Genomic DNA, 22,317 nt, shown 5'->3' with positions numbered 1-22,317 from the left:
AGCGGGCTTTTTCGTATCGGGTTGTCGCCGCAAAGATTACAGCTCTTTAACGGTACGAACCTGATCCTTGTTGATGCGAGTTTGCTTGCCGTCCAACTGTTCGAACTCGTAGAAGCCCGACTCTTCGTCGTATTTCGGCTGGTCGACGGCCTGGATTTCACGACCATCATTCAAGGTAAGCACGGTTGGCGATGCGCAACCAGCGAGGGTAGCGAGGCCCAGTGCGAGCATGAAAGTGGCGAGGGTCCGTTGAGTCATGAGTGTGTCTCCGAAAATGAATACTTTTGATTACTGAGCTTGTAGACGTATGCGATGCACGCAAGTTCCTTCTCTTGTCAGTCTGACACAGTGTTGTGTGCACTTAACAGGTCTGGTGTGTTCAGGTTCGCCAGCCGAGGGTCATTGTCCGGGCATTGCAGGGCTGTGGCGCCCAGTTGCCGCATGATTCTGCCGGGGCTGCGTTCGCCTTCGTTCCAGGCTTTTTCGAATGCCGGCGCGAGGGCCACGGGAATAATGCAAAGCAGCGGTTCCCAATGGTCGCCGTGGCGCAACATCAGCGGTTTGTCCGGATGTTCTGCGGCGTTTTCACGCATGCCGTGCAGCAGCGCGGCATCGATCCGCGGCACATCGCAGGGCAGTACCAGCAAATGAGCATGGCGCGCGGCTTTCAAACCGGCACGAATTCCCGCCAGCGGGCCAGGGAAATCAGCCAGGTCATCGCCAACCAATTGATCGGCATACGGCGCGTATTTTTCCTGGTTGCGGTTACAGGAGATGATCAGGTCGTCACTCAGCCCGCGGGTCTTGCGTTGCAGATGCGCAATCAACGGTTCGCCATGCCATTCGATCAGCCCCTTGTCCTGACCTCCCATGCGCTGGCCGCGCCCGCCCGCCAGCAGCAGAATCGAGCAGGGCGGCAGGGATGAATTCGAAGTCATGACAGCTCTCCTTGGGGGCGGCGAAAAAACCGGGCGCTGTGATATAACACCGGGCTGTTTCCCCTACAACTGGACGAGCCTATGAAAGCCAAGGCTGATGTACCTTTCGCGCCGCTGAACATCGCGGTGCTGACTGTCAGTGACACCCGTACCCTGGAAACCGACACCTCGGGCCAGGTCTTCGTTGACCGCCTGAGCGCGGCCGGACACAACCTGGCGGCGCGGGTGTTGCTCAAAGATGACCTGTACAAAATTCGTGCGCAAGTCGCGACCTGGATTGCCGACGACGTGGTGCAAGTCGTGCTGATCACTGGCGGCACCGGATTTACCGGTCGCGACAGCACACCGGAAGCGGTGAGCTGCCTGCTGGATAAACAGGTCGATGGTTTTGGTGAATTGTTCCGGCAGATCTCTGTGGCCGACATCGGCACGTCGACCGTGCAATCGCGCGCATTGGCCGGTCTGGCCAACGGCACGCTGGTCTGCTGCCTGCCGGGTTCGACCAACGCTGTGCGTACCGGTTGGGATGGCATTCTTGCCGAACAACTCGATTCGCGGCACCGGCCGTGCAATTTTGTCCCTCATCTGAAACAGGCGGCTCCCTGTGAATCCCGCGGGTAAGCCGGGCAAGACCGGCAGTTTGCTGCCGGTCGAGGTAGCGTTGGCGCGTTTGCTGGAAATGGCCGAAGCGGCGCCGATTCGTGAGCGTGAACGCTTGCCGTTGGCGCAGGTTGAAGGGCGGGTGCTGGCGGACGATCTGATCTCGACGCTGGACCTGCCGCCATGGCCCAACAGCGCCATGGACGGGTATGCCTTGTGCACGGCTGACTGGGGCGGCGAACCGCTGGTGGTCAGCCAGCGGATTTTCGCCGGTCAGGCGCCGCAACCCCTGCAACCCGGCACCTGTGCCCGAATCTTCACCGGCGCTCCCGTGCCTGCCGGCGCCGACTGCGTCGAGATGCAGGAAAACGCCGAGGTTCTCGCAGATGAGCGCGTGCGTTTCACCGAGGCCATGTCCCCCGGCCAGAACATTCGTCCGCAAGGTCAGGAGACCACGGTCGGCGAATTGGTCTTGTCCGCCGGCACGCGTCTCGGACCCATCGAGCAAGGCTTGGCGGCATCCCTGGGATGCGCCGAGCTGGAGGTGGTGCGCAAGGTCCGTGTTGCGGTGCTGTCGACCGGCGATGAGCTGGTCGAGCCCGGCCAAGCCTTGGGCCCCGGACAAATCTACAACAGCAATCGTGTGTTGCTCTGCAGTTGGTTGCAGCGTCTGGGCTGTGAAGTGATTGATGCCGGCATCCTCGTGGATGATCTGGAGATTACCCGCCAGCGTCTGGGTGAGCTGGCGGATGTCGACCTGATTCTGTCCACCGGTGGTGTCTCGGTGGGTGAAGCCGATTTCCTCGGCATCGCCTTGCGCGAGGAGGGCGAACTGACCTTGTGGAAGCTCGCGATCAAACCCGGCAAACCGCTGACGTTCGGACATTTCCGTGGCGTGCCAGTGATTGGTTTGCCGGGCAACCCGGCATCGACCCTCGTGACCTTTGCGTTGCTGGCCCGGCCTTATCTGTTGCGCCGTCAGGGCGTGGCAGACGTCGAGCCGCTGAAATTTCAGGTGCCGGCAGGGTTCGTCTGGCCCAAGGCTGGCAATCGCAGGGAATACCTGCGCGGTCGCCTCGAAAACGGACGAGCCATCATCTATCGCAATCAGAGCTCCGGCGTCCTGCGCAGCGCAGCGTGGGCCGAGGGCCTGGTTGAAGTGCTGGAGGACCGCACGCTGGTTGAAGGTGACTGGGTCAACTTCATTCCACTGAGTGAAGTGCTGGCCTGATGCGTGTCGACGCGGGTCCGGTTAAGCCGCCGGGCCTTGCGTCACTTGAGCCCTTCACCTCGGCCGGTCAGTTGGCCAGAAGTGTCAGTATGTGATCGAACCGGCTGTTGGCGATCCATCCCACAAGCCCGAGCATGACTGCGATAGCGCCGGCCGAGTAAGCCAGTCGGTGTTTGATCGATTTGACGTCGCCACGCACTTCTTCCATATCTCTGCGGATGTACTTGAGGTGTGTCTCCAGTTCCACGACGCGCGGTTCCATATCAGCTGCTCCATTGGGTTTTGCATTGCTGTTGTTGAATTCAGACTGCTGGTTTCTTAAAACAGTGGTACTCATTGGCTGCACATCCTTGTGGGTTGTTTTGTGAAGACTGAGGCGTCTGGCGCCCAAGGTGTACCAATCACCGAGGTCGGTCAATTAGGCCAATTCGTCAGGTTTTGTAAGAAAAAATACCGCCTTGTAGGACCTGCCATGCCGCGCCCCTGAATTAATTCAAGTTATGCCGACTTTTTTGCGTGGCGCAGAGGTCAATATATTTCATACGGATTCCAATCATGGGAGTGATGGCAATGGGTGAGCGCAAGGCGCTGTTGATTCTGCATGGCAAGCAGGCACTCAACGAGGATGTGCGCGCGGCGGTTGTAGCCAAGCGCGAAGAAGGCTGGGACTTGGCCGTGCGGCTGACCTGGGAGGGCGGTGATGCCGCGCGCCTGGTGGACGAAGCGCTGGCGGCCGGGTACACGCAGGTCATCGCCGGTGGTGGCGACGGCACGTTGCGCGATATCGCCGAAGCATTGGCGGCGCATTCCAGCGAGGCCAGTCTGGTGCTGCTGCCGCTGGGCACGGCCAACGACTTTGCCCGCGCTGCCGGAATTTCCCTGGAACCGGCCGAAGCGCTGGCGCTCTTGGACAGCCCGCCGAGCGCGATCGATCTGGGCACCGTCGACGGTCAGGTTTTCCTCAACATGGCTACCGGTGGTTTTGGCAGTAATGTCACGGCCAATACCTCGGAAGACCTGAAGAAGATCCTCGGCGGCGCCGCGTACCTATTCACCGGCTTATCGCGTTTCAGCGAGTTGCATGCCGCCTATGGCGAGTTGCAAGGGCCGGATTTCCACTGGAGTGGCGAACTGCTGGCGCTGGGCATCGGGAACGGTCGTCAGGCCGGCGGCGGTCGCGTGTTGTGTCCTGAGGCTGTAGTCGACGATGGGCTGCTGGACATCAGTATTCTGCCCGCGCCGCAAGAGGTGGTCGGCACGTTGCGCAACCTGCTGGCGGATGGTTTTGGTATCGACAATATGTTCGTGCGGGCGCGGTTGCCGTGGGTCGAGATCAAAGTCGCGGAAGGCCTGCACATCAACCTCGATGGCGAACCGCTGGAAGGCGAGAATTTGCGTTTCGAGGCACGTCCGTCGGCGTTGCGCGTGCATTTGCCGGCGAATTCGCCTTTGCTCAGCTCATCGACTCAGATCAGTCGTCCAGACTGATGATCTGCTCGCGCACCGCGAACAGCACGAGGCCCGCCACGTCGTAGATCTGCAAGCGTTTCATGATCTGCGAGCGGTGGGTCTCGACGGTTTTGATGCTCAGGCCCAACCCGTTGGCGATCTCCCGCGTTGACTTGCCGCGCACGATCAGGCGAAGGATTTCCAATTGGCGTGCGGTCAGATTGTGCATGTCCGGCACGGCTGGCTGGTGCTTCTGATTGCGCGTCAGTGCCTGATTGATCACCGTGTGGGCAATCGCCGGGCTCAGGTAGCGCTCGTCATTGCGCAAGGCTTCCAGCGCGTGTTCGAGCTCGGTGGCGGTGGTGTCCTTGAGCAAATAACCGTGCGCGCCCGACTCCAGCGCCTGCATGATCAGGCTCGGATCGGTGTGCATCGAAAGGATCAGCACTTTGCTTTGCGGGCGCACCAGTTTCAGCCGCTGCAACGCTTCGAGGCCGCCGGTTTCCTTCATGGAAATATCCAGCAAGATAATGTCCGGCGACAGCTGTTCGACCATCTCCAGCAGTTGCGAGCCGTCATTGGCCTCGCCGACGACGGCGTAACCGGGAATATCCAGGACCAAGGCGCGCACGCCGGCCCGAATCAGTGAATGGTCATCAACCAGAAGTAAGTTACAAGTCAACGCATAACCTTATTCGTACTGGCCCGCTCGAGCGCGCGCGGCGCCCAGGGCAGAAGTGCTTCGATTTGAGTGCCTTTGCCCGGCTCGCTGGTCACGGTCAACGTCCCGCCCAACTGATCGATCCGTTCCGACATCCCGGCCATTCCACGTTGCCCCTCGCGCCCGGGGTTGGCCGCTGGCGCAAAGCCTTGTCCATCATCGCTGATCAGCAGCGTCAGGCCCTTGGGCAAGCGTTGCACACGCACCAGCAAATTTTTCGCCTCGGCGTGGCGCAGTATATTGGTCACCGCTTCCTGAGTAATCCGGAACGCGGTCACGGCCATTTCTTCCGGAAGACCGGTCAGCCGCTGGTGGCATTCCAGGCTCCAGTGCACCGACGTGTTGGCCAGCGTCCTGAGCAGATGCGCGCGAAGGCTGGCTTCCAGGCCGAGGCTGGCCAGTTGCCGTGGATTGAGGATGGCGGAAACGTCGCGGACCTTGGTCAGGGTTTCTTCAAGGGTTTCGCAGAGCAGCGAACATTGCCCTTGCAGGTCTTCGGGCATGCGCCGTTTAAGCCATTCACTCTGCAGTTTTGCCGCCGTCAGCAACTGGCCGATATCGTCGTGCAGTTCGCGACTGAGTCGATGCCGCTCGTTTTCCTGGACTTGCAGCAGTTTGTCGGCCAATTCCTGCGGCTGGAACTTGATCGACTTGCGCGATATACGATGGCCAACCCAGACACACGTCAACGCAGCGATGTTGAGCAACAACAATGGCAGGGGCAAGTGCGCGGAAAGTCCATAAACCAGCAAGCTGCCGAATGCTGAAGCGGCACACAGCAAGAGCGTGAACCGTCGCGCGTTTTCGCGGGAGGGTGGCCACGTGGTGATTGACTTGAGGCTGGCGTACATAGCGGATGGAGCCAATGAATGTTCGCTGCGGGCAGACCGGTCAACGCTGGCTGACGGGCCCCTGTGGGAAAAACGGTCAGGATAAATCGCAGACTTCAACGGGCAAAAACGCCGGGCGGGATGCCGTCCGGGAAACCTGCGGACTGCGCCTGTCAGGAGTCAATGTGCCATTAATTGAAGTCAACTAATCGCCGGCATACTACCACTTAACATACCGTTGGTCGCGGTTGGTATATATGTCCAAACAGTCAAAAATGCCGCTGAGTTGGACGTTAGTTCCATATTGGACAAGTTGGGTTTTGTTTAAGCGAAGAGATGACGGTTGCCATCAAATGTAAGGCAATCAGGTATTACCTGAGGTCTGACGGACAGTGCCTACAAATAAAATGTGTGATGTGTGGTTGGCGAGAATGAAATTGCGCCAAATGCTTCAAGTTCGCGCAATCACAGGAGAGGTCATTGGGCGGCGAATGTCAGGCTTGGCGCCCTGAGTAGCCCACGAGAGTCAGCGGTTTGGCGTGTGCCTGAGCTTGAAAGCGCCGTTGTCCGACCTGATAGGCGAAGGCTTCGATCAGCGCGTTCTGCTCGCTGTCATCGAGGCTCAATTGGCCGGTGACGGGATCGACCAGTTCGAGTTGCCAGGCCAGCAGCGTCAAGCAGTCTTTCAATGCCTCAAGGGCATGTTGATGCAGGGCGGTGTGCTGTTGGGCATGGTTGAGCAAACCATGAATGTGCAGCGAAAATTCGGAGATTGCTTGCAGCCCTAGCGCATCAGCCTTGTTCGCCAGCTTCAGCAGGGTGCTGAGCATGCAGTCGATGGCGTCCGCGTCATTGCTGATCAATTGCAAATGACTGAAACATTCTTCGGACTTGGCCAGCAGCATTCCAGCCTCGACGAGAAAATCGCAAACGCGTTGAGCGCCTTCTTTAGGGTCGTAAGGCATGCTTAGCTCCACCACGTCATGTCAGATGAGGGAATGTCGTGTGTGGCGATAATCGCCCGCTGTCGCGCAAGCGAAATTCGGCACGCGGTTGCGTGTTCCGGATAATTCGAAAGCGTGGAGGGCCACTGAACTGCGATCGCACACAAAAGCCTGACTCCGTTCATGCAATGAGAATGGCGTCACATTAATGGCTATTGGATATTGCGAACATCAGGTTGGGCCTGATCGTTTCTAGGGGAATCCCTTACACAGGGGAACTCAACGTGCAAACCGTGGTCGCGCCGGGGAGGGGATGAGGCAGATGAAATTGCGGCGCCAGTAAACCATGATGTTAATGTGACATCAATGCCCGTGCGTGGCATTTTGTAAGAGGGTCAAGCTCCGGCAATAACAGCCGATAACCCTCTTTAGTGAATTCATTCGAACAAGCCCAGGAGTCATTGATGGCCGGCATTCTCGACACGGTAGACCAACGCACGCAACTGGTGGGTGAGAATCGCCTGGAAATTCTCATGTTCCGTTTGGCCGGACGGCAATTGTTCGCGATCAACGTGTTCAAGGTTCAGGAAGTATTGCAACTGCCGAAGTTGACCCTGATGCCGCAGCGTCACCCGTTCGTCTGCGGCGTGGTCAACCTGCGTGGACAGACGCTGCCGGTGATTGACCTGTCGCAGGCGATCGGCATGCGTCCGCTGGTGCCGAGTCCGACCAGCACTATCATCGTCACCGAGTACAACCGTTCGGTGCAGGCGTTTCTGGTCGGCGGCGTCGACCGCATCGTCAACATGAACTGGGAAGCGATCCTGCCGCCGCCGACCAGCGCCGGCCGCCAGCATTACCTGACCGCGATCAGCAAGGTCGATGAGCAGTTGGTGGAAATCATCGACGTCGAAAAAGTCCTCGCCGAAATCGTCCCGTACAACGCCAAGGTGTCCAAGGAAAAACTCGATGACCCGGTGCTGGAACGCGCGCGCGGTCGTGAAGTGCTGCTGGTCGACGATTCCAACGTGGCGCTCTCGCAATTGCGCGACACCCTCGGCCAGTTGGGGGTGAAAATGCACATCGCCAGCGACGGTTTGAAAGCGCTGAACATGCTCAAGGCTTGGGCCGACACCGGTGTGGTCATGACTGACAAGTTGCTGATGATCTTCACTGACGCGGAAATGCCGGAGATGGACGGTTATCGCCTGACCACGGAAATCCGCAACGACCCGCGTTTGCGCGGCCTCTATGTGGTGTTGCACACGTCGCTGTCCGGCAGCTTCAACGACTCGATGGTGAAGAAGGTCGGCTGCGATAACTTCCTCTCCAAATTCCAGCCGGACAAACTCGTCGACGTGGTGCGCCAGCGCCTGATGCTCGACGAAGTGTCCGCCTGACAAAAACACAGGCCATCCAGGAGCGAGCCTGCTCGCGATAGCGTTATTACATTCAGCATCAGTGTTGACTGTCCCGACGCCATCGCGAGCAGGCTCGCTCCTACAAGGTTTTTTCTCGCGTGCGGTTTTCAGTCTTTGATTCACTGATGAAGCTCGTATAGGGTGGCGTTTGGATCACCCGAGAGCTGGCCATGCTGCGTCTGAGCGCGCTTTACCGTTATCCGTTGAAATCCGCCAAGGCTGAGGCCCTGCAACAGATCGGCCTCGATAAGCTGGGTTTGGACGGTGATCGACGCTGGATGCTGGTCGACGAGGCCAGCGGGCGGTTTCTGACCCAGCGCACGGTCGGGCAGATGAGCCAGTTGTCGGCACTGTGGAATGCCGACGGCGGCCTGACCCTCAACGCTCCGGGGCATTCAACGATCAACATTGGCCTGCCGAGCGCCGACGCGGAACTGCGCGGCATCACCATCTTCAAAGACACCCTGCGCGTGCCGGATGCCGGGGACGAGGCCGGAGCCTGGGTCAGCGAATTCATCGGCAAACCGACGCGGCTGGTGCAGATTCCGCTGGATCGCGCGCGCACCACCCAGTCCGGTTACGGCAGAGACGATGACCAAGTGGCGTTCGCTGATGGTTTTCCGCTGTTGCTGATTGGCCAGGCGTCGCTGCAAGACTTGTCGAGCAAGGTCGGGCGGCCGCTGGAAATGTTGCGTTTTCGACCCAACCTGGTGATCGAGGGCAGCGACGCTTTTGCCGAGGACGGCTGGAAGCGCATTCGTATCGGCGATGTCGAATTCCGCGTGGTCAAGCCATGTTCGCGATGCATCCTGACCACGATCGATCCGCAGACCGGCGAACGCAGCACCGATCGCGAGCCGTTGGCGACACTGCAAAAATACCGGGCTCAGGCCGACGGCGCGATGTTCGGGCAGAACCTGGTCAATGACGGCAACGGTCGCCTGGAAGTCGGCATGCCGGTGACCATCCTCGAATAAACAAATCACTGCCCCGGAATAGAAAAATGCCCGTGTCCAAAGACACGGGCATTTTTTTTGTCGCTGTGAAACCCGTGGGTTCAGCCGCGGTATTCGCACAGGTAAGCGGTGTCGACCGCGACTTTCAATTGGAACTTGCTGTTGGCCGGCACGTTGAACTGGCTGCCAGCGGCGAAGGTTTCCCAGTCGGTGCTGTCCGGCAGTTTCACGCTCAGGGCGCCGGTGACGACGTGCATGATTTCGCGTTGCGCAGTGCCGAATTCGTATTCGCCCGGGGCCATGACGCCGATGGTCGCCGGACCTTCAGCGGTGCCAAAGGCGATCGACTTGACGGTGCCGTCGAAGTACTCGTTGACTTTAAACATGGGCGATTCCTCGAAAAGGGCTTGAAAGGGCCGGCCAGTATGCACAAGGCCCCGGGACTCGTCACCTTTCCTGAAGGGGCAGAACCAGCGGCAATAATCGCGCGGTATTACGCGCATCTTCGAGTGCCCGATGCTGCTGCCCGGTGAACTGCATGCCCGCCAGTTGCAGTGCGCCATTAAGCCCCAGCGGCCGGTCCAGGCGCCGCGCCTTGGCGAAACGCTGCTTGAGGTTCATGTGCGGCACCTGGCTCAAAAAACTCGAGAGTTGCAGGCGTTGCCATTCCTGAACCAGTTGTTGCCGGTCGTAATCCCCCCAACTGGCCCAGCCCTCCACGCGTGGATGATGCTGGCCGAGCCAGCGCTCGAACGCCGCCCAGACCTCGGTCAGCGGCTGCGCGCTGTCGATATTGGCCTGGGTTATGTGCGTCAGTTCCCGGCAAAACGGTGTCAGCAACGGTCGCCGCGTGGGGCGCACGAAACGCTGGAACTGGTCCAGTTCGCGACCCTTGCGGTCCACCAGCGTGGCACCGATTTCAATGATTTCCATCTCTGTGACTGGCCAGCCGCCCTCATCGGTGGTGGCTTCCAGATCAATGACCAACCAGTGAGGCATTGCAGGGTTCCTGGTATCCGCGTCTTGATTGGGCTTGAGCGTAGCCAAACCCGACGCATCCGCCTAGCGCGTTATTCGACCTCCAGCAAAATCTGCCGATTTTTTACCTGATCGCCGACCCGTACCTGCAAGCGTTTGAGCACGCCGTCGATGCCGGATTTCAGCGGATGCTCCATTTTCATGGCTTCCAGCACCACCAGCAGCTGGCCTTTGCTGACCGTGCTGCCCTCGCTGACCAATACATCGACAATCGCCCCGTCCATCGGTGCCTTGAGCGTGCCGGAGCTGACGCTGGCCTGACTGCTGACCGCTGATTGCGTGCGATCTTCCAGGCGCAAACTGCCGGGGCGGGTGAACAGCCACAATTGTCGGCCATCGAGACGATAGGCGTGACGCTGGCGCATGCCATCGATCTCGACGGTGGCCCAGCGGCCATCGCTGTGAACGATCTGCAGGTCCACTGCACGCTCACCGACCTGCAAGCGATACGGCTCGTCGGCGACGGCGTGCAACTCCACCGTCCAATTTTGCTCTTCGGCGCCGAGGCGATAGTGCAGCGGCACGCTGGCGTTGTTGCGCCAACCGGCGCGCGGGGCAGGGTGCTGTTGCGCGCCGGCCTGGTACAGCAGCGCCGTGGCAAGGGCCAATTCTTCGGCGCTTGCAACATGAGGATGGAGGCAAGGGTGCTCGGCAAAGTGCGTGGGGATAAACCCGGTGCTGAATTCGCCGCTGATGAATTGCGGGTGTTGCAGCAGGCTGGCGAGCAGCCGCTGATTGCTTTGCACGCCGAGCAAAACGCTGTCCTGCACGGCCCGTAGTAACTTGCGCCGGGCTTCTTCGCGGGTCGCGCCATGGGCGATCAGTTTGCCGAGCAGCGGGTCATAAAAAGCGCTGACCTGCTGGCCCTCGAACAAACCATGGTCGATCCGCACGCCGCTTTGCAGTGCCGGTTCCCAGGCATTGATGTGCCCGGTTTGCGGAAGGAAACCCTGGGCCGGGTCTTCGGCGTACAAACGCACTTCGATCGCATGTCCAGTGAGTTGCACCTGCTCCTGACTCAGCGGCAAGGGCAATCCTTCGGCGACGTGCAACTGCCACGCCACGAGGTCGAGACCGGTGATCAGTTCGGTGACCGGGTGCTCCACTTGCAGGCGCGTGTTCATTTCCAGAAAGTAGAATTGCCCGCGCGCATCGAGGAGGAATTCGACGGTGCCGGCGCCGACGTAATTCACCGCGCGTCCGGCCTTGAGCGCCGCTTCGCCCATGGCGTGGCGCAGTTCGGCGGTCATCACCGGGCACGGCGCTTCCTCGATGACCTTCTGGTGGCGGCGCTGGATCGAACAGTCGCGTTCTCCGAGGTAAATAAGGTTGCCGTGCTGGTCGCCGAAGACCTGGACTTCAACGTGGCGCGGATCGATCAGCGCCTGTTCGAGAATCAGTTCAGCGCTGCCAAAACCATTCAGTGCTTCCGAGCGCGCGGTGCGCAGTTGTTCGAGCAATTCGCTGGCCTCGTGCACCAGGCGCATGCCGCGTCCGCCGCCGCCGGCACTGGCCTTGATCATCAGCGGATAACCGATGCTTTCGGCTTCGCGGCTGAGGGTCGCGTCGTCCTGCTCGGCGCCCTGATAGCCTTTGATACAGGGCACCCCTGCATCGAGCATGGCGAGTTTCGACAGGCGTTTGCTGCCCATCAATTCGATCGCTTGCGGGCTGGGGCCGATAAAAATCAGGCCGGCCTGCTGACAGGCGAGGGCGAACCCGGCATTTTCGGAAAGGAAGCCATAACCGGGGTGAATTGCCTCGGCACCGCTGCGGCGCGCGGCGTCGATGATCGCCGGGATATTCAGGTAGGACTGCTGCACCGCAGCGGCGCCGATGTTCACTGCCTGGTCGGCCATTTGCACGTGCAGAGCATCGGCGTCGGCATCGCTGAACACGGCGACGGTGCGATAGCCCAGAGCCTGGGCGGTGCGCTGGATGCGGCAGGCGATTTCACCGCGGTTGGCGATCAGGATTTTGTTGAATCCGGGCATGGGGGATTTCCCTTGGTTTATGCGGTGAATTTCAGGGCTTCTTCGCGGGCAAGCCTCGCTCCTACAGAGGAATATATTTCCTGTAGGAGCGAGGCTTGCCCGCGAAGCTTTTTAAGGCGCCCACCCCGGCTTGCGTTTTTGCACAAACGCCATGGTTCCCTCGACCCCTTCATCACCCTTCACCGCGTCGCTGAACCACTGCGCCGCTTGATCGAGCAGCGCATCGGCTGGCTCGCCGGCGCTCGCCAGCAACAGTTTTTTGGTCAGCGCGTTGGCCTCCGGCGCGCAGCACAGCACATGCGCCAACACCTCTTCGAGACGTTCGGCCAGCGCTTGCGGATCATGCTCGACAAAATGCACCAGCCCCAGACGTTTTGCCTGAACGCCATCGAACCGCGCCGCCGTCAGCGCCAACCGGCGCGCCTGCGTCAGGCCGATGCGCTGGACCACAAACGGTGCGATCTGCGCCGGGAGTAATCCGAGGCTGGTTTCCGGCAAACCGAATTGCGCCTGATGATCGGCCAGCGCCACATCGCTGACACACGCCAGGCCAAATCCGCCGCCGAGCACCGCACCTTGCAGCACGCTGATCACCACTTGCGGCGCGTGTTGCACCTCTTGCAGCAGCGCACCGAACGCGCGGTTCAAATCGCGATAAGCGTCCGGCCCTTCGGCGCGGGCGTTGGCCATGTCCTTGATGTCGGCGCCGGCGCAAAAGTGCCCGCCCGCGCCGCCAATGACCAAGGCGCGAACGCTGCGGTCTTCACGCACTGCGGCAAACACCGCGCGCAGTTCGGCGACCATCTGCAAGCTCATGGCGTTGCGGCTTTGCGGTCGATTGAGGGTCAGGTGCAGCACGCCGTTGTGCAGTTCGAGCAGCAGCGTCTGGCAATCCGGCAGGTTACTCATTTCTTCTTCCCCGGCAGGATGCCCATGAGTTTGCAGATGATCCCGAGCATGATTTCGTCAGCGCCGCCGCCAATCGAGACCAGCCGCACATCGCGGTAGGCGCGGGCCACCGGGTTGTCCCACATGAAACCCATGCCGCCCCAATATTGCAGGCAACTGTCGCTGACTTCGCGGCCGAGTCGCCCGGCCTTGAGTTTGGCCATCGACGCCAGCCGCGTGACGTCCTGTCCTTTGATGTATTGCTCGGTGGCCTGATAGACCAGCGCGCGCAGGCATTCGATTTCGGTTTGCAGTTCGGCGAGGCGGAAGTGAATTACCTGATTGTCGATCAGCGCGTTGCCGAAGGTTTTGCGTTCCTTGCAGTATTCGATGGTGCTGTCGATGCAGTATTCGAGGCCTTTGATCATGTTCGCCGCGCCGAACAGGCGTTCTTCCTGGAACTGCAGCATTTGCATCATGAACCCCGCGCCTTCGTGGCCGATGCGGTTGCGTTGCGGCACGCGCACGTCATCGAAAAACACCTGCGCGGTTTCCGAACTGCGCATGCCGAGCTTGTCCAGATGGCCGCTGAGGCTGATGCCCGGGGTGTTCATCGGCAGCATGATCAGCGATTTGTTGACGTGCGGTTTGTCCTCGGAGGTGTTCGCCAACAGGCAGATGAAATCGGCGCTTGGCGAGTTGGTGATCCACATTTTGCTGCCGTTGATCACGTAATCGTCGCCGTCCTTGCGCGCGGTGGTTTTCAGCCCGGCGACGTCGGAACCGGCGCCGACTTCAGAAACGCCGATGCAACCCACTTGCTCGCCGCTGATCGCCGGGCGCAGAAACTCTTCGCGTAACTCGTCCGAGCCAAACCGTGCCAGTGCCGGGGTGCACATGTCGGTCTGCACGCCGATCGACATCGGAATCCCGCCGCAATGAATAGTGCCGAACTCTTCGGCGGCGACGATTGAATAGCTGTAGTCAAGGCCCATGCCACCGAATTTTTCCGGTTTGGAGATACCCAGCAAACCGAGATCGCCAGCCTTGCGGAAGATCTCGTGGATCGGAAAACGTCCGGCCTTTTCCCATTCCTCGACGTGCGGATTGATCTCGTGGTCGACGAATTGGCGGACGGTGCGGCGCAGGGCCTGGTGTTCCTGAGTGAAGATCATTTTTATTGTTCTCCTTGGGCCGACCTAGAACCGGGCGACGCCGAAACTGTTGGTTTGCAGCGGTCGCACTTCGGCTTCGTGACAGATATCCAGCAAGTAACCGAGCAACGTCCGGGTGTCGCGCGGGTCGATCAAACCGTCGTCCCACAAATTGGCGCTGCCGTAGAGCGCGGTGGACTGGCTGTCGAGTTTTTGCGCGGTGACGTGTTCGAGCATGTCGAGCATTTTCGGGTCCGGCACCAGGCCGTCCTTGAGCTGCTTGGCTTCGGTGACGATTCGCAACACCTTGCCGGCCTGCGCGCCGCCCATGACCGCCGTGCGGCTGTTGGGCCAGGCAAAAATGAAGCGCGGGTCGAGGCCGCGACCGCACATGGCATAGTTGCCGGCGCCATACGAGCCGCCGACGACGATGGTCAATTTGGGCACGCGAGCATTGGCCACCGCTTGAATCATCTTCGCGCCGTGTTTGATCACACCTTGCTGTTCCGACTCGGTGCCAACCATGAAACCGGTGGTGTTATGGAAAAACAGCAGCGGCGTCTGGCTCTGGTCGCACAGCTGGATAAATTGCGCAGCCTTGCTTGCACCCTTGGGCGTGATCGGGCCGTTATTGCCGATAAATCCGCAGGCGCGGCCTTCTATGTGCACATGGCCGCAGACGGTTTGCTGATCGAACTCGCCTTTGAATTCGAGGAAGTTCGACGCGTCGGCAATCCGCGCAATGATTTCGCGCACGTCGTAGGGCTTTTTCGGGTCATCCGGGATCAGCCCGAGCAACTCGTCGATGGGATAGAGCGGTGCCTGCCAGTGCCGTTCGGGTAACCACTGCAGTTGCTCATTCCACGGCAACATGCCGACTATTTCGCGCACCTGACGCACGCCATCGGCATCGTTTTCGGCGAGGTATTCGGCGGTGCCGGCGGTTTGCGCATGCATCTCGGCGCCGCCCAATTCTTCATCGGTGGCGACCTCGCCGGTAGCGGCTTTCAGCAGCGGCGGGCCGGCGAGAAACAGCTTGGCTTTGCCGCGCACCACCACCACGTAATCCGACAAACCCGGCTGATAGGCGCCGCCCGCCGTGGCCGAGCCGTGCACCACGGTAATCTGCGGCAGCCCCATCGCCGACATCCGCGCCTGATTGGCAAAACTGCGCGCGCCTTCGACGAAAATCTCGGCGGCGTAATTGAGGTTGGCGCCGCCGCTTTCGGCGAGGGTGATGACCGGCACTTTGTTTTCCATGGCGATCTGTTGCAGGCGCAGGGATTTTTTCAGACCGCTGGGGGAAATGGTCCCGCCTTTGATCGCGCTGTTGTTTGCCACCACCAGTACGCGCACGCCGGACACGTAGCCGATCCCGGCGATCAAGCCGCCACCGGCCGAGCTGCCGTCCTTGTCGTCATGCAATTTATAGCCGGCCAGACTCGCCAGTTCGAGAAACGGCGCGCCGGGATCGAGCAACAGATTCAGGCGTTCACGCGGCAGCAATTGCCCGCGTTTGTCGAATTTGTCTTTAGCCTCGGCAGCCTTGTTCAGCAAGTTCTGTTCGAGCTGACGAACCTGCTCGATGCCCACCAGCATCGCCGCGCGGTTTTGCTCGAACTGCGCGCTGAACGGGTCGACCTGGGACTGGATTACCGGCATGGCTTACTCCTTGTCCTTGAGCATGTCTGGCTGAAGTACTTCAGGTAAGTACGCGCGGTGGAAGCCGTTATAGGATTCGCTGTTCTGCGCCTTGTGAATCGGCCACGCCCGACCGCCCAGGCTCGCCGCGCCATCAATGCGCAAGGTGCTGCCGCTGACAAACGCCGCCGCCGGGCTGAGCAAAAATACAATCGCCGCGCTGACCTCCGATTCGGTGCCGATGCGCTTGAGCGGCACATGCTCGCGCAGGGTCGGGATCACCGCTTTGAACGCGCCTTCATAAGTGTCCATGCCACTGGACGCGATCCACCCCGGCGCCACCGCATTCACCCGCACCCCGGCGAAACCCCATTCGACCGCGGCGGTTTTGGTCAGGTTGTCCATGCCCGAACGCGATGCGCCGGAATGGCCCATGCCGGGCATGCCGCCCCACATATCGGCGAGCATGTTGACGATGCTTCCGCCGTGTTTGCTCATCGATTGGTTGAACACCTCGCGAGCCATCAGGAAACCGCCGACCAGATTGGTGCGCATCACGGTTTCGAAACCTTTCTGATTGATCGCGGCGAGCGGCGAGGGGTATTGGCCGCCGGCATTGTTGACCAGACCATGGATCGGTCCGTGTTCGCCAATCAACTCGCTGACCAGTCGCTTGACCGCTTCTTCCTCGCGGATGTCGCAGGCCTTCCAGTCAGCCTTGCCGCCGTCCTCAGTGATTTCGGCAGCAACGTTTTGCAGTTTTTCAGGCTTGCGCCCGACCAGTAGCACATGGGCGCCGAGGGCCGCGAGTTCGTGGGCGGTGCAACGGCCGATGCCGCTGCCGCCGCCGGTGACAATAATGGTTTGGTCAGCGAACAGATCGGCTTTGAAAATCGAGTCGTAAGCCATGGCAGCGTTCCCCTAATTGACCTGGTCGGCGATGCTTTGCGGCACCGGAATCTGGAATTCCAGCAGTTGCTGGGCGAACGCCTTGCCTTGCGGATCAATCCGCAAACTGGCGACGCCACCACCGCCGAGGGCGTTTTCCAGGAGGAAATTCAAACTGTCGCTGCCCGGCAGATACCAGCGTTCAACCCGTCCGTGGATCGGGTCGAGCACATGGCGCATCCAGTCGACCAGCACTTCCGGGGTCAGCGCTTCGGCGATCCACGGCAGAAACTCCGGCTCGCGCGCCATCACGCCAATGTTGCTGTGATTGCCTTTGTCGCCGGAGCGCGCCACCGCGAGTTTCACCAGCGCCACACTGGCATCGGCGCGACCGCTCGGTTTCGCGGGTTCCAGCGGCACTGGCAAATCGGCCGGGTCGAGCGCATCGAGAGTGGGCAGGGCGCAAGGATGGCGTTGACCGCCGAGGTCAATCGTCAGCGCGCAGGTGCTTTTGTCGATCAGGAACGAGAACAGCCGAATCAGCGGATACACCGTTGGCCGTCCGCCGACAATGCCGGTCAGCCCCGGCGCCATGCCGGTGGCGGCCTGGGCAATTTCCCGCGAGAACACAATCAGCGCCTGTTTGCTCGGGTGGCGCACCGCCAGTTTGATCACCACTTCACGGCTGTCGAAGCGCTGGCCGTGCGGGCCATAAGTCGCCTCGCTGCCAAGCAGTTCGATGTTCACTTCGCTGTACGGCGCCCAACCGCGCTGGCGGAAAATCTCCGAGGTCTTGTTGATGATTGCTTCGCTGACCCGGCGCGCCTTGTCGACGGCATCGATTCCGGCCATCAGGCAACTGGCGGTGCAGCGAAAACCGTCGAGGTAGGTGGCGCTGACCTTGTATTGATCGCTCGGCGGCAAACCTGTGGCGCCTTGCACCCGCACCGCGTTTTTGCCTTGTTGCTGAAGTTTGACCTGGCTGAAATCGCAGACCACGTCCGGCAACAGATACGCTTGCGGGTTGCCTATTTCGTAGAGCATCTGCTCGCCAACGGTCAGCGGTGAGACCAGCCCGCCCGAGCCTTCGGGTTTGCTGACGATGAACTGGCTGTCGGCGCTGACTTCGACGATCGGGAAACCGATGTGCTCGTAATCCGGCACCTCGCGCCAATCGGTGAAATTGCCGCCGGTGCACTGCGCGCCGCATTCGATGATGTGCCCGGCCAGCGCCGCTTGCGCGAGTTTGTCGTAGTCGTGCCACGACCAGCCGAATTCATGCACCAGCGCGGCGCTGACCACGGCACTGTCGACCACTCGTCCGGTGATCACGATGTCCGCGTCCAGACGCAGCGCTTCGACGATGCCCGGTGCGCCGAGGTAGGCGTTGGTCGAGACGCACATCGGCGGCAACGACGCGCCGCTGAACATTTCGCGAATGCCTTGGCTGCCGAGCTGTTTGAACTGCGGTTGCAAGTCATCGCCGAGCAACACGGCGATCTTCAGCACCACGCCAGCCTTGTCGCACGCCGCTTGCAGGGCGGCGGCGCAGGCTTGCGGGTTGATCCCGCCGGCATTGCTGACCACGCGGATTTTCTGCTCGGCGAGTTGCGGCAATAAAGGTGTGAGCACGTCGATGAAGTCGCTGGCGTAACCGGCCGCCGGGTCTTTCATCCGCGCGCCGGCCATGATCGACATGGTAATTTCGGCCAGGTAATCGAACACCAGATAGTCCAGGCGCCCGTCGTTGACCAGTTGCGCGGCGGCGGTCGAGGTGTCGCCCCAGAAGGCGCTGGCGCAACCGATGCGAATTGTTTTTGACACAGTCGACTCCCAGGCAGTTTTTATCATCAGCTGCGGCAGAACGGTTTTGAGACTACCAAGCAAGCGCTTGGTTTGTAAACGTCTGAAATATCTTCTTCCCAAGCGCTTGCTTGGTCGTCCTCGCCAGCTTAAATTGCCCGCGCAATCCCGCTGTTTTCGCGGCGAGCGGCGCATTTGATTGATCGACTGTAGGAGAGAACGGGTGGACGAGCAAAAAGCCCTGACGGTGATGCGCGAATTGGTCGACGACGGCCGATTGACCGACCCGGACAGCGCTCGCGGCAAATTGCTGCAAGTGGCGGCTCACCTGTTCCGTAATAAAGGTTATGAACGCACCACCGTGCGCGATCTGGCTGGCGCGGTGGGGATTCAGTCGGGGAGCATTTTTCATCACTTCAAGAGCAAGGACGAAATCCTCCGCGCGGTGATGGAAGAAACCATTCGCTACAACACTGCGCTGATGCAGGCCGCACTGGCCGAGTCCGACAACGTCCGCGAACGCGTGCTGGCGCTGATTCGCTGCGAATTGCAGTCGATCATGGGCGGCAGCGGCGAAGCGATGGCGGTGCTGGTGTATGAATGGCGGTCGTTGTCCGAAGAAGGGCAGGCGCAGGTGCTGGCCTTGCGCGATATTTATGAAGAGATCTGGCTGCAAGTACTCGGCGAGGCGAAAGCGGCCGGGTTTATTCGCGGCGACGTGTTCATCACCCGGCGTTTCCTCACGGGCGCGTTGTCCTGGACCACTACCTGGTTTCGTGCCGGCGGCGGTTTGAGCCTCGATCAACTGGCCGATGAGGCGTTGATTCTGGTGCTTGAAGAGAAGCAGTGAAGCGTCTGTCTCGGCGGTTAACGGGTTAAATAAGCGGTTGGAACTGGCTAAGTAGGCGAAACCGCCTAGTTTGAATGAATTGATGCGTTATTTTTTTGGGGAGTGGTTTGTTTTGATGTCTTCGCCAATGTGGACAGTGCCGCGGCTTTTGCTGGCGGCACTTGCGGTGTTGTGGGCGTTGCCGGCCCACGCAGGGCAACTGGTGCGGGTCGGTGCCGCGCATTTTCCGCCCTACACCGTGCGTCCGGAGTCCGGCGCCGACACCGGTCTGCTGCCGCAATTGGTCGAAGCGCTGAATCAGCTGCAAAGCGATTATCAGTTTGTGCTGGTGCCGACTTCCATTCCGCGACGCTTCGGTGATTTCAAGCAGGCGCGGGTCGATATGGCGATTTTCGAGAACCCGGATTGGGGCTGGAAAGACATCCCGCACACCACCGTCGACATGGGCCTGGAAGACGCCGAAATTTTCGTCGCGCAACGCGAGCCGCAACGTGGCGAAAGTTATTTTGCCGACCTCAAGGGCAAACGTTTGGCGCTGTTCAGTGGCTACCATTACGAATTCGCCAATTTCAACGCCGACCCGAAAACCCTCGCGCAAAACTACAACGCCACGCTGACTTATTCCCACGACAGCAACCTGTTGATGGTGCTGCGCGGGCGCGCCGATGTGGCGCTGGTCACGCGTTCCTATTTAAGCGACTACCTGCTGCGCAACGAGAAAGTCGCCGATCAGTTGCTGGTGTCCCAGCGCATCGATCAGGTCTATCACCATTACGCGATCATCCGCCCGACTGCGCCGATCACCGGCGAGGCGTTCGGCAAATTGCTCCGGGGCTTGCGCGACAACGGCCAGATGCTGAAGATTTTTCAGCCGTACCGGATCGCCGTGGTGCCGGTGCCGGACTCCTGAAAAGCCGCCGCAGGTCGCGGATCTGCTCCGTTCGCTTAAATTTCCCGGCTCGGCTCACGTCACCTCGTTGAACTGTCGACGATTACTGTGAGCCCGACCATGTCCAATCTGAATGACCTGACTGCCCTGGCCTTGCCGTCAGGACGCAGTCTTGAAGCCGATGAAACCGAAACCCGCCTGAGCCTCAGCCTCGAAGGGCAACCGCTGATTCGCCTGCGTCTGTCGCGCGAGCCGGCGTTGCACATCGAGGTCGATGAGCGTTTTGGCTTGCCTGCCAGCCAAGCGTTCTGGGCGGCCTGCTATTGGCTGTTCGCCCGCGATCCGGCCTGCCAGCGCTTGACCTGGCGGCTCGATGAAGTGCCGACTGACGCGCTGTTCAGCGGTTTGCTGGTGGCCACCGAAGTGACGGGCGAATACCGCTGCGAGCGCACGCTGTTCTGGCAATTGCCGCAGCCGTGGCTCGGCGAATCGTTGAGCGGCACCTATCCGCAGCAAATGCTCATCAGCGCCGGCAAGCGCCACCCGTTGCGCGCGCCTAAACCGCGTGGCGAAGTCTATCGACGTTTTGATCCGCGGCTCGGTGCCTGGGTATCGTTGCGCACGCTGGAAGTCGATAAGGACCTGAGCCGCTTCAACCGCTGGCAGAACAGCCCGCGCGTCGCCAGTTTCTGGCAGGAGGAGGGCAGCCTCGAAAAGCATCGCGAATACCTGAGCAAGCTCGACGCCGACCCGCACACGCTGACCCTGATCGGTTGTTTTGATGATCAGCCGTTTGCCTACTTTGAAGCCTATTGGGCCAAGGAAGATCGGATCGCGCCGTTTTATGACGCCGGCGATTACGACCGCGGCATTCATATGCTGGTGGGGGAAGAAGCGCATCGCGGCCCGCACAAAGTCGCGAGCTGGTTATCGGCGCTGGTGCATTACCTGTTTCTCGACGAGCCGCGCACGCAACGGGTGGTCGCCGAGCCGCGTGCCGACAACGCGAAGATGATCGGGTACATGCACAACCAGTGTTTTCACTGCGAGAAAGAGTTCGACTTCCCGCACAAACGCGCGGCGCTGATGATGTTGGGGCGTGAGCGGTTTTTTGATCGGTGCACGTTGGCGTGAGGCGCAGGGCTCAAGATCCTTTGCGGTCTTGAGTCCGCTATCGCGGGCAAGCCTTGCTCCCACGGTTTTGGGTTAATCGCACCATGACGGTTTGACCCAAAACCTGTGGGAGCAAGGCTTGCCCGCGATGCTTTTAACGACGGGCAAAGGTATCCGCGCGGCTGCCCGAGACTTTGCGGCAATGCACCAGCGCGTCGCGAATCATGAAGTTCACCAGTGTCGGCGACACCCCGAGTTCCTTGGCAATGTCCTTCTGCGGCACGCCGTGCAAACGGTACATCTCAAACGCGTAACGCGTGCGGCTCGGCAGCTCGGTCAGCGCGTCGGCGATGTTTTCCAGGGTCGAGAAATTGATGTGCGAGGTTTCCGGCGAAGCGCCCTGGATGACCACGTTCAAACCCTCTTCTTCAGGCCCCGAATATTTCTGCTCAAGCGCCTGCTTGCGGTAGTGATCGATCGCCAGATTGCGCACGATCTGGAACAGGTAGCTGAGCTGCGCCTTGAACGAAGACGTGATCTGCGGCGCTGATTGCAGCCGGAAAAACGCGTCTTGCACCACGTCCTCAGCCCGCGACCGGCAGCCGGTAATGCGTGCTGCGATTTTGACCAGAATCAGTCGGTTGTCGACGAAGGCCTGAAGTAGCGGTGAATCGCACCTGCTTGTGGATACTTGTTCCGTCATGGAAATCACCTTGCTGCAAATAGGGTTGTGGGGCGACCAGGGGAGCTGAGCCGTCCTACACATCGAGCGACAAATTATGTTGAATGATAATGATTGTCAATTGAGAAGGAGAATTAATGCTCCACAAAAGTGCAGAGTGCGAACTGCGACACGCTGTCGCGCCCAGCCCTGTTGCGTTTGCAGCCCGCCGACTAATTATTTCAAGACATCAATCGTTCTCATTGGTGAATGGCAGCGCTTCCGAGCCGCGCCATAACAGCATTCCC

The 22,317-nt window shown here is 60.2% G+C and carries 23 protein-coding genes; 8 read left to right on the top strand and 15 right to left on the bottom strand.

The window, feature by feature from the left end; all coding sequences use genetic code 11:
* Positions 1–36: 36 nt before the first annotated feature.
* Both BI292_RS03560 and mobA read right to left on the bottom strand, forming a co-directional pair.
* On the bottom strand, positions 37–258 hold the full coding sequence (locus tag BI292_RS03560) for a YgdI/YgdR family lipoprotein (protein ID WP_092279598.1): 222 nt from the start codon (positions 256–258) through the stop codon (positions 37–39).
* 77 nt (positions 259–335) lie between these two features.
* Positions 336–938 (bottom strand): molybdenum cofactor guanylyltransferase MobA, encoded by a 603-nt coding sequence (mobA, locus tag BI292_RS03555; RefSeq protein ID WP_101207013.1) that lies wholly within the window; start codon positions 936–938, stop codon positions 336–338.
* Between the two features lie 81 nt (positions 939–1,019).
* Here mobA and moaB point away from each other — a divergent pair, with 81 nt between their 5' ends.
* Both moaB and glp read left to right on the top strand, forming a co-directional pair.
* Positions 1,020–1,559: a molybdenum cofactor biosynthesis protein B gene (moaB, locus tag BI292_RS03550; RefSeq protein WP_092279602.1), complete on the top strand. Its 540-nt coding sequence runs from the start codon at positions 1,020–1,022 to the stop codon at positions 1,557–1,559.
* The gene (gene glp / locus BI292_RS03545; protein ID WP_101207012.1) at positions 1,543–2,769 is read left to right on the top strand and encodes a gephyrin-like molybdotransferase Glp; all 1,227 of its coding nucleotides are present in this window, start codon (positions 1,543–1,545) and stop codon (positions 2,767–2,769) included. The genes moaB and glp overlap by 17 nt, the downstream gene beginning before the upstream one ends.
* A 67-nt stretch (positions 2,770–2,836) precedes the next feature.
* On the opposite strand, the gene BI292_RS03540 is transcribed toward glp, so the two are convergent.
* A complete protein-coding gene (locus tag BI292_RS03540; RefSeq protein ID WP_231987100.1) occupies positions 2,837–3,106 on the bottom strand; it encodes a hypothetical protein in 270 nt (89 codons plus the stop codon).
* Between the two features lie 233 nt (positions 3,107–3,339).
* On the opposite strand from BI292_RS03540, the gene yegS reads away from it, so the two are divergent.
* A complete protein-coding gene (gene yegS / locus BI292_RS03535; protein ID WP_101207011.1) occupies positions 3,340–4,257 on the top strand; it encodes a lipid kinase YegS in 918 nt (305 codons plus the stop codon).
* Here yegS and BI292_RS03530 read toward each other — a convergent pair.
* From BI292_RS03530 to BI292_RS03520, 3 genes are all read right to left on the bottom strand, one after another.
* A complete protein-coding gene (locus BI292_RS03530) occupies positions 4,241–4,900 on the bottom strand; it encodes a response regulator transcription factor (RefSeq protein ID WP_101207010.1) in 660 nt (219 codons plus the stop codon). The genes yegS and BI292_RS03530 overlap by 17 nt on opposite strands.
* Complete coding sequence (locus BI292_RS03525; RefSeq protein WP_101207009.1) at positions 4,897–5,790, bottom strand: sensor histidine kinase; 894 nt, start codon at positions 5,788–5,790, stop codon at positions 4,897–4,899. Before BI292_RS03525 ends, BI292_RS03530 begins: the two co-directional genes overlap by 4 nt.
* 473 nt (positions 5,791–6,263) lie before the next feature.
* Positions 6,264–6,734 (bottom strand): hypothetical protein, encoded by a 471-nt coding sequence (locus BI292_RS03520; RefSeq protein WP_101207008.1) that lies wholly within the window; start codon positions 6,732–6,734, stop codon positions 6,264–6,266.
* A 443-nt stretch (positions 6,735–7,177) separates the two neighbouring features.
* Between BI292_RS03520 and BI292_RS03515 the strand changes: the two genes are divergently transcribed.
* Together BI292_RS03515 and BI292_RS03510 are read left to right on the top strand one after the other, a co-directional pair.
* Positions 7,178–8,113, top strand: a complete 936-nt coding sequence (locus BI292_RS03515; RefSeq protein ID WP_101207007.1) for a chemotaxis protein CheV — start codon at positions 7,178–7,180, stop codon at positions 8,111–8,113.
* Positions 8,114–8,304: 191 nt separating this feature from the next.
* Positions 8,305–9,111 (top strand): MOSC domain-containing protein, encoded by an 807-nt coding sequence (locus BI292_RS03510; RefSeq protein WP_101207006.1) that lies wholly within the window; start codon positions 8,305–8,307, stop codon positions 9,109–9,111.
* Positions 9,112–9,191: 80 nt separating this feature from the next.
* Here BI292_RS03510 and BI292_RS03505 read toward each other — a convergent pair whose 3' ends face one another.
* From BI292_RS03505 to BI292_RS03470, 8 genes are all read right to left on the bottom strand, one after another.
* A complete protein-coding gene (locus BI292_RS03505) occupies positions 9,192–9,476 on the bottom strand; it encodes a pyrimidine/purine nucleoside phosphorylase (RefSeq protein ID WP_101207005.1) in 285 nt (94 codons plus the stop codon).
* Between the two features lie 61 nt (positions 9,477–9,537).
* Positions 9,538–10,089, bottom strand: a complete 552-nt coding sequence (locus tag BI292_RS03500) for an exonuclease domain-containing protein (protein WP_101207004.1) — start codon at positions 10,087–10,089, stop codon at positions 9,538–9,540.
* Positions 10,090–10,160: 71 nt separating this feature from the next.
* Positions 10,161–12,122, bottom strand: coding sequence for an acetyl/propionyl/methylcrotonyl-CoA carboxylase subunit alpha (locus BI292_RS03495; protein ID WP_101207003.1), 1,962 nt, complete (start codon positions 12,120–12,122; stop codon positions 10,161–10,163).
* Positions 12,123–12,233: 111 nt separating this feature from the next.
* Positions 12,234–13,031 carry an enoyl-CoA hydratase/isomerase family protein gene (locus tag BI292_RS03490; RefSeq protein ID WP_092279626.1) on the bottom strand — a complete coding sequence of 266 codons (798 nt, stop codon included), beginning with the start codon at positions 13,029–13,031 and terminating at the stop codon, positions 12,234–12,236.
* Positions 13,028–14,185, bottom strand: coding sequence for a citronellyl-CoA dehydrogenase (atuD, locus tag BI292_RS03485; RefSeq protein WP_101207002.1), 1,158 nt, complete (start codon positions 14,183–14,185; stop codon positions 13,028–13,030). Before atuD ends, BI292_RS03490 begins: the two co-directional genes overlap by 4 nt.
* A gap of 24 nt (positions 14,186–14,209) precedes the next feature.
* Positions 14,210–15,826 carry a geranyl-CoA carboxylase subunit beta gene (gene atuC / locus BI292_RS03480; protein ID WP_101207001.1) on the bottom strand — a complete coding sequence of 539 codons (1,617 nt, stop codon included), beginning with the start codon at positions 15,824–15,826 and terminating at the stop codon, positions 14,210–14,212.
* A 3-nt stretch (positions 15,827–15,829) separates the two neighbouring features.
* Positions 15,830–16,714: an SDR family oxidoreductase gene (locus BI292_RS03475; RefSeq protein ID WP_101207000.1), complete on the bottom strand. Its 885-nt coding sequence runs from the start codon at positions 16,712–16,714 to the stop codon at positions 15,830–15,832.
* Between the two features lie 12 nt (positions 16,715–16,726).
* A complete protein-coding gene (locus tag BI292_RS03470; RefSeq protein ID WP_178076525.1) occupies positions 16,727–18,517 on the bottom strand; it encodes an acyclic terpene utilization AtuA family protein in 1,791 nt (596 codons plus the stop codon).
* 202 nt (positions 18,518–18,719) lie between these two features.
* On the opposite strand from BI292_RS03470, the gene BI292_RS03465 reads away from it, so the two are divergent.
* From BI292_RS03465 to BI292_RS03455, 3 genes are all read left to right on the top strand, one after another.
* On the top strand, positions 18,720–19,346 hold the full coding sequence (locus BI292_RS03465; protein ID WP_092279634.1) for a TetR/AcrR family transcriptional regulator: 627 nt from the start codon (positions 18,720–18,722) through the stop codon (positions 19,344–19,346).
* A gap of 115 nt (positions 19,347–19,461) precedes the next feature.
* Positions 19,462–20,256, top strand: coding sequence for an ABC transporter substrate-binding protein (locus BI292_RS03460; protein WP_178076524.1), 795 nt, complete (start codon positions 19,462–19,464; stop codon positions 20,254–20,256).
* 99 nt (positions 20,257–20,355) lie between these two features.
* Entirely contained in the window at positions 20,356–21,369 is a 1,014-nt protein-coding gene (locus BI292_RS03455) for a GNAT family N-acetyltransferase (RefSeq protein ID WP_101206999.1), read from the top strand.
* 133 nt (positions 21,370–21,502) lie between these two features.
* Here the strand turns inward: BI292_RS03455 and BI292_RS03450 are convergent, their stop codons facing one another.
* Positions 21,503–22,051 (bottom strand): RNA polymerase factor sigma-70, encoded by a 549-nt coding sequence (locus BI292_RS03450; protein ID WP_056856344.1) that lies wholly within the window; start codon positions 22,049–22,051, stop codon positions 21,503–21,505.
* Positions 22,052–22,317 lie beyond the last annotated feature (266 nt).

This window comes from Pseudomonas sp. 43NM1 (assembly GCF_002836905.1).
GTDB classification, from domain to species: domain Bacteria; phylum Pseudomonadota; class Gammaproteobacteria; order Pseudomonadales; family Pseudomonadaceae; genus Aquipseudomonas; species Aquipseudomonas prosekii.
Note: the sequence above shows the minus strand (reverse complement) of the source record. Positions and strands in the feature narration are given on the sequence as shown.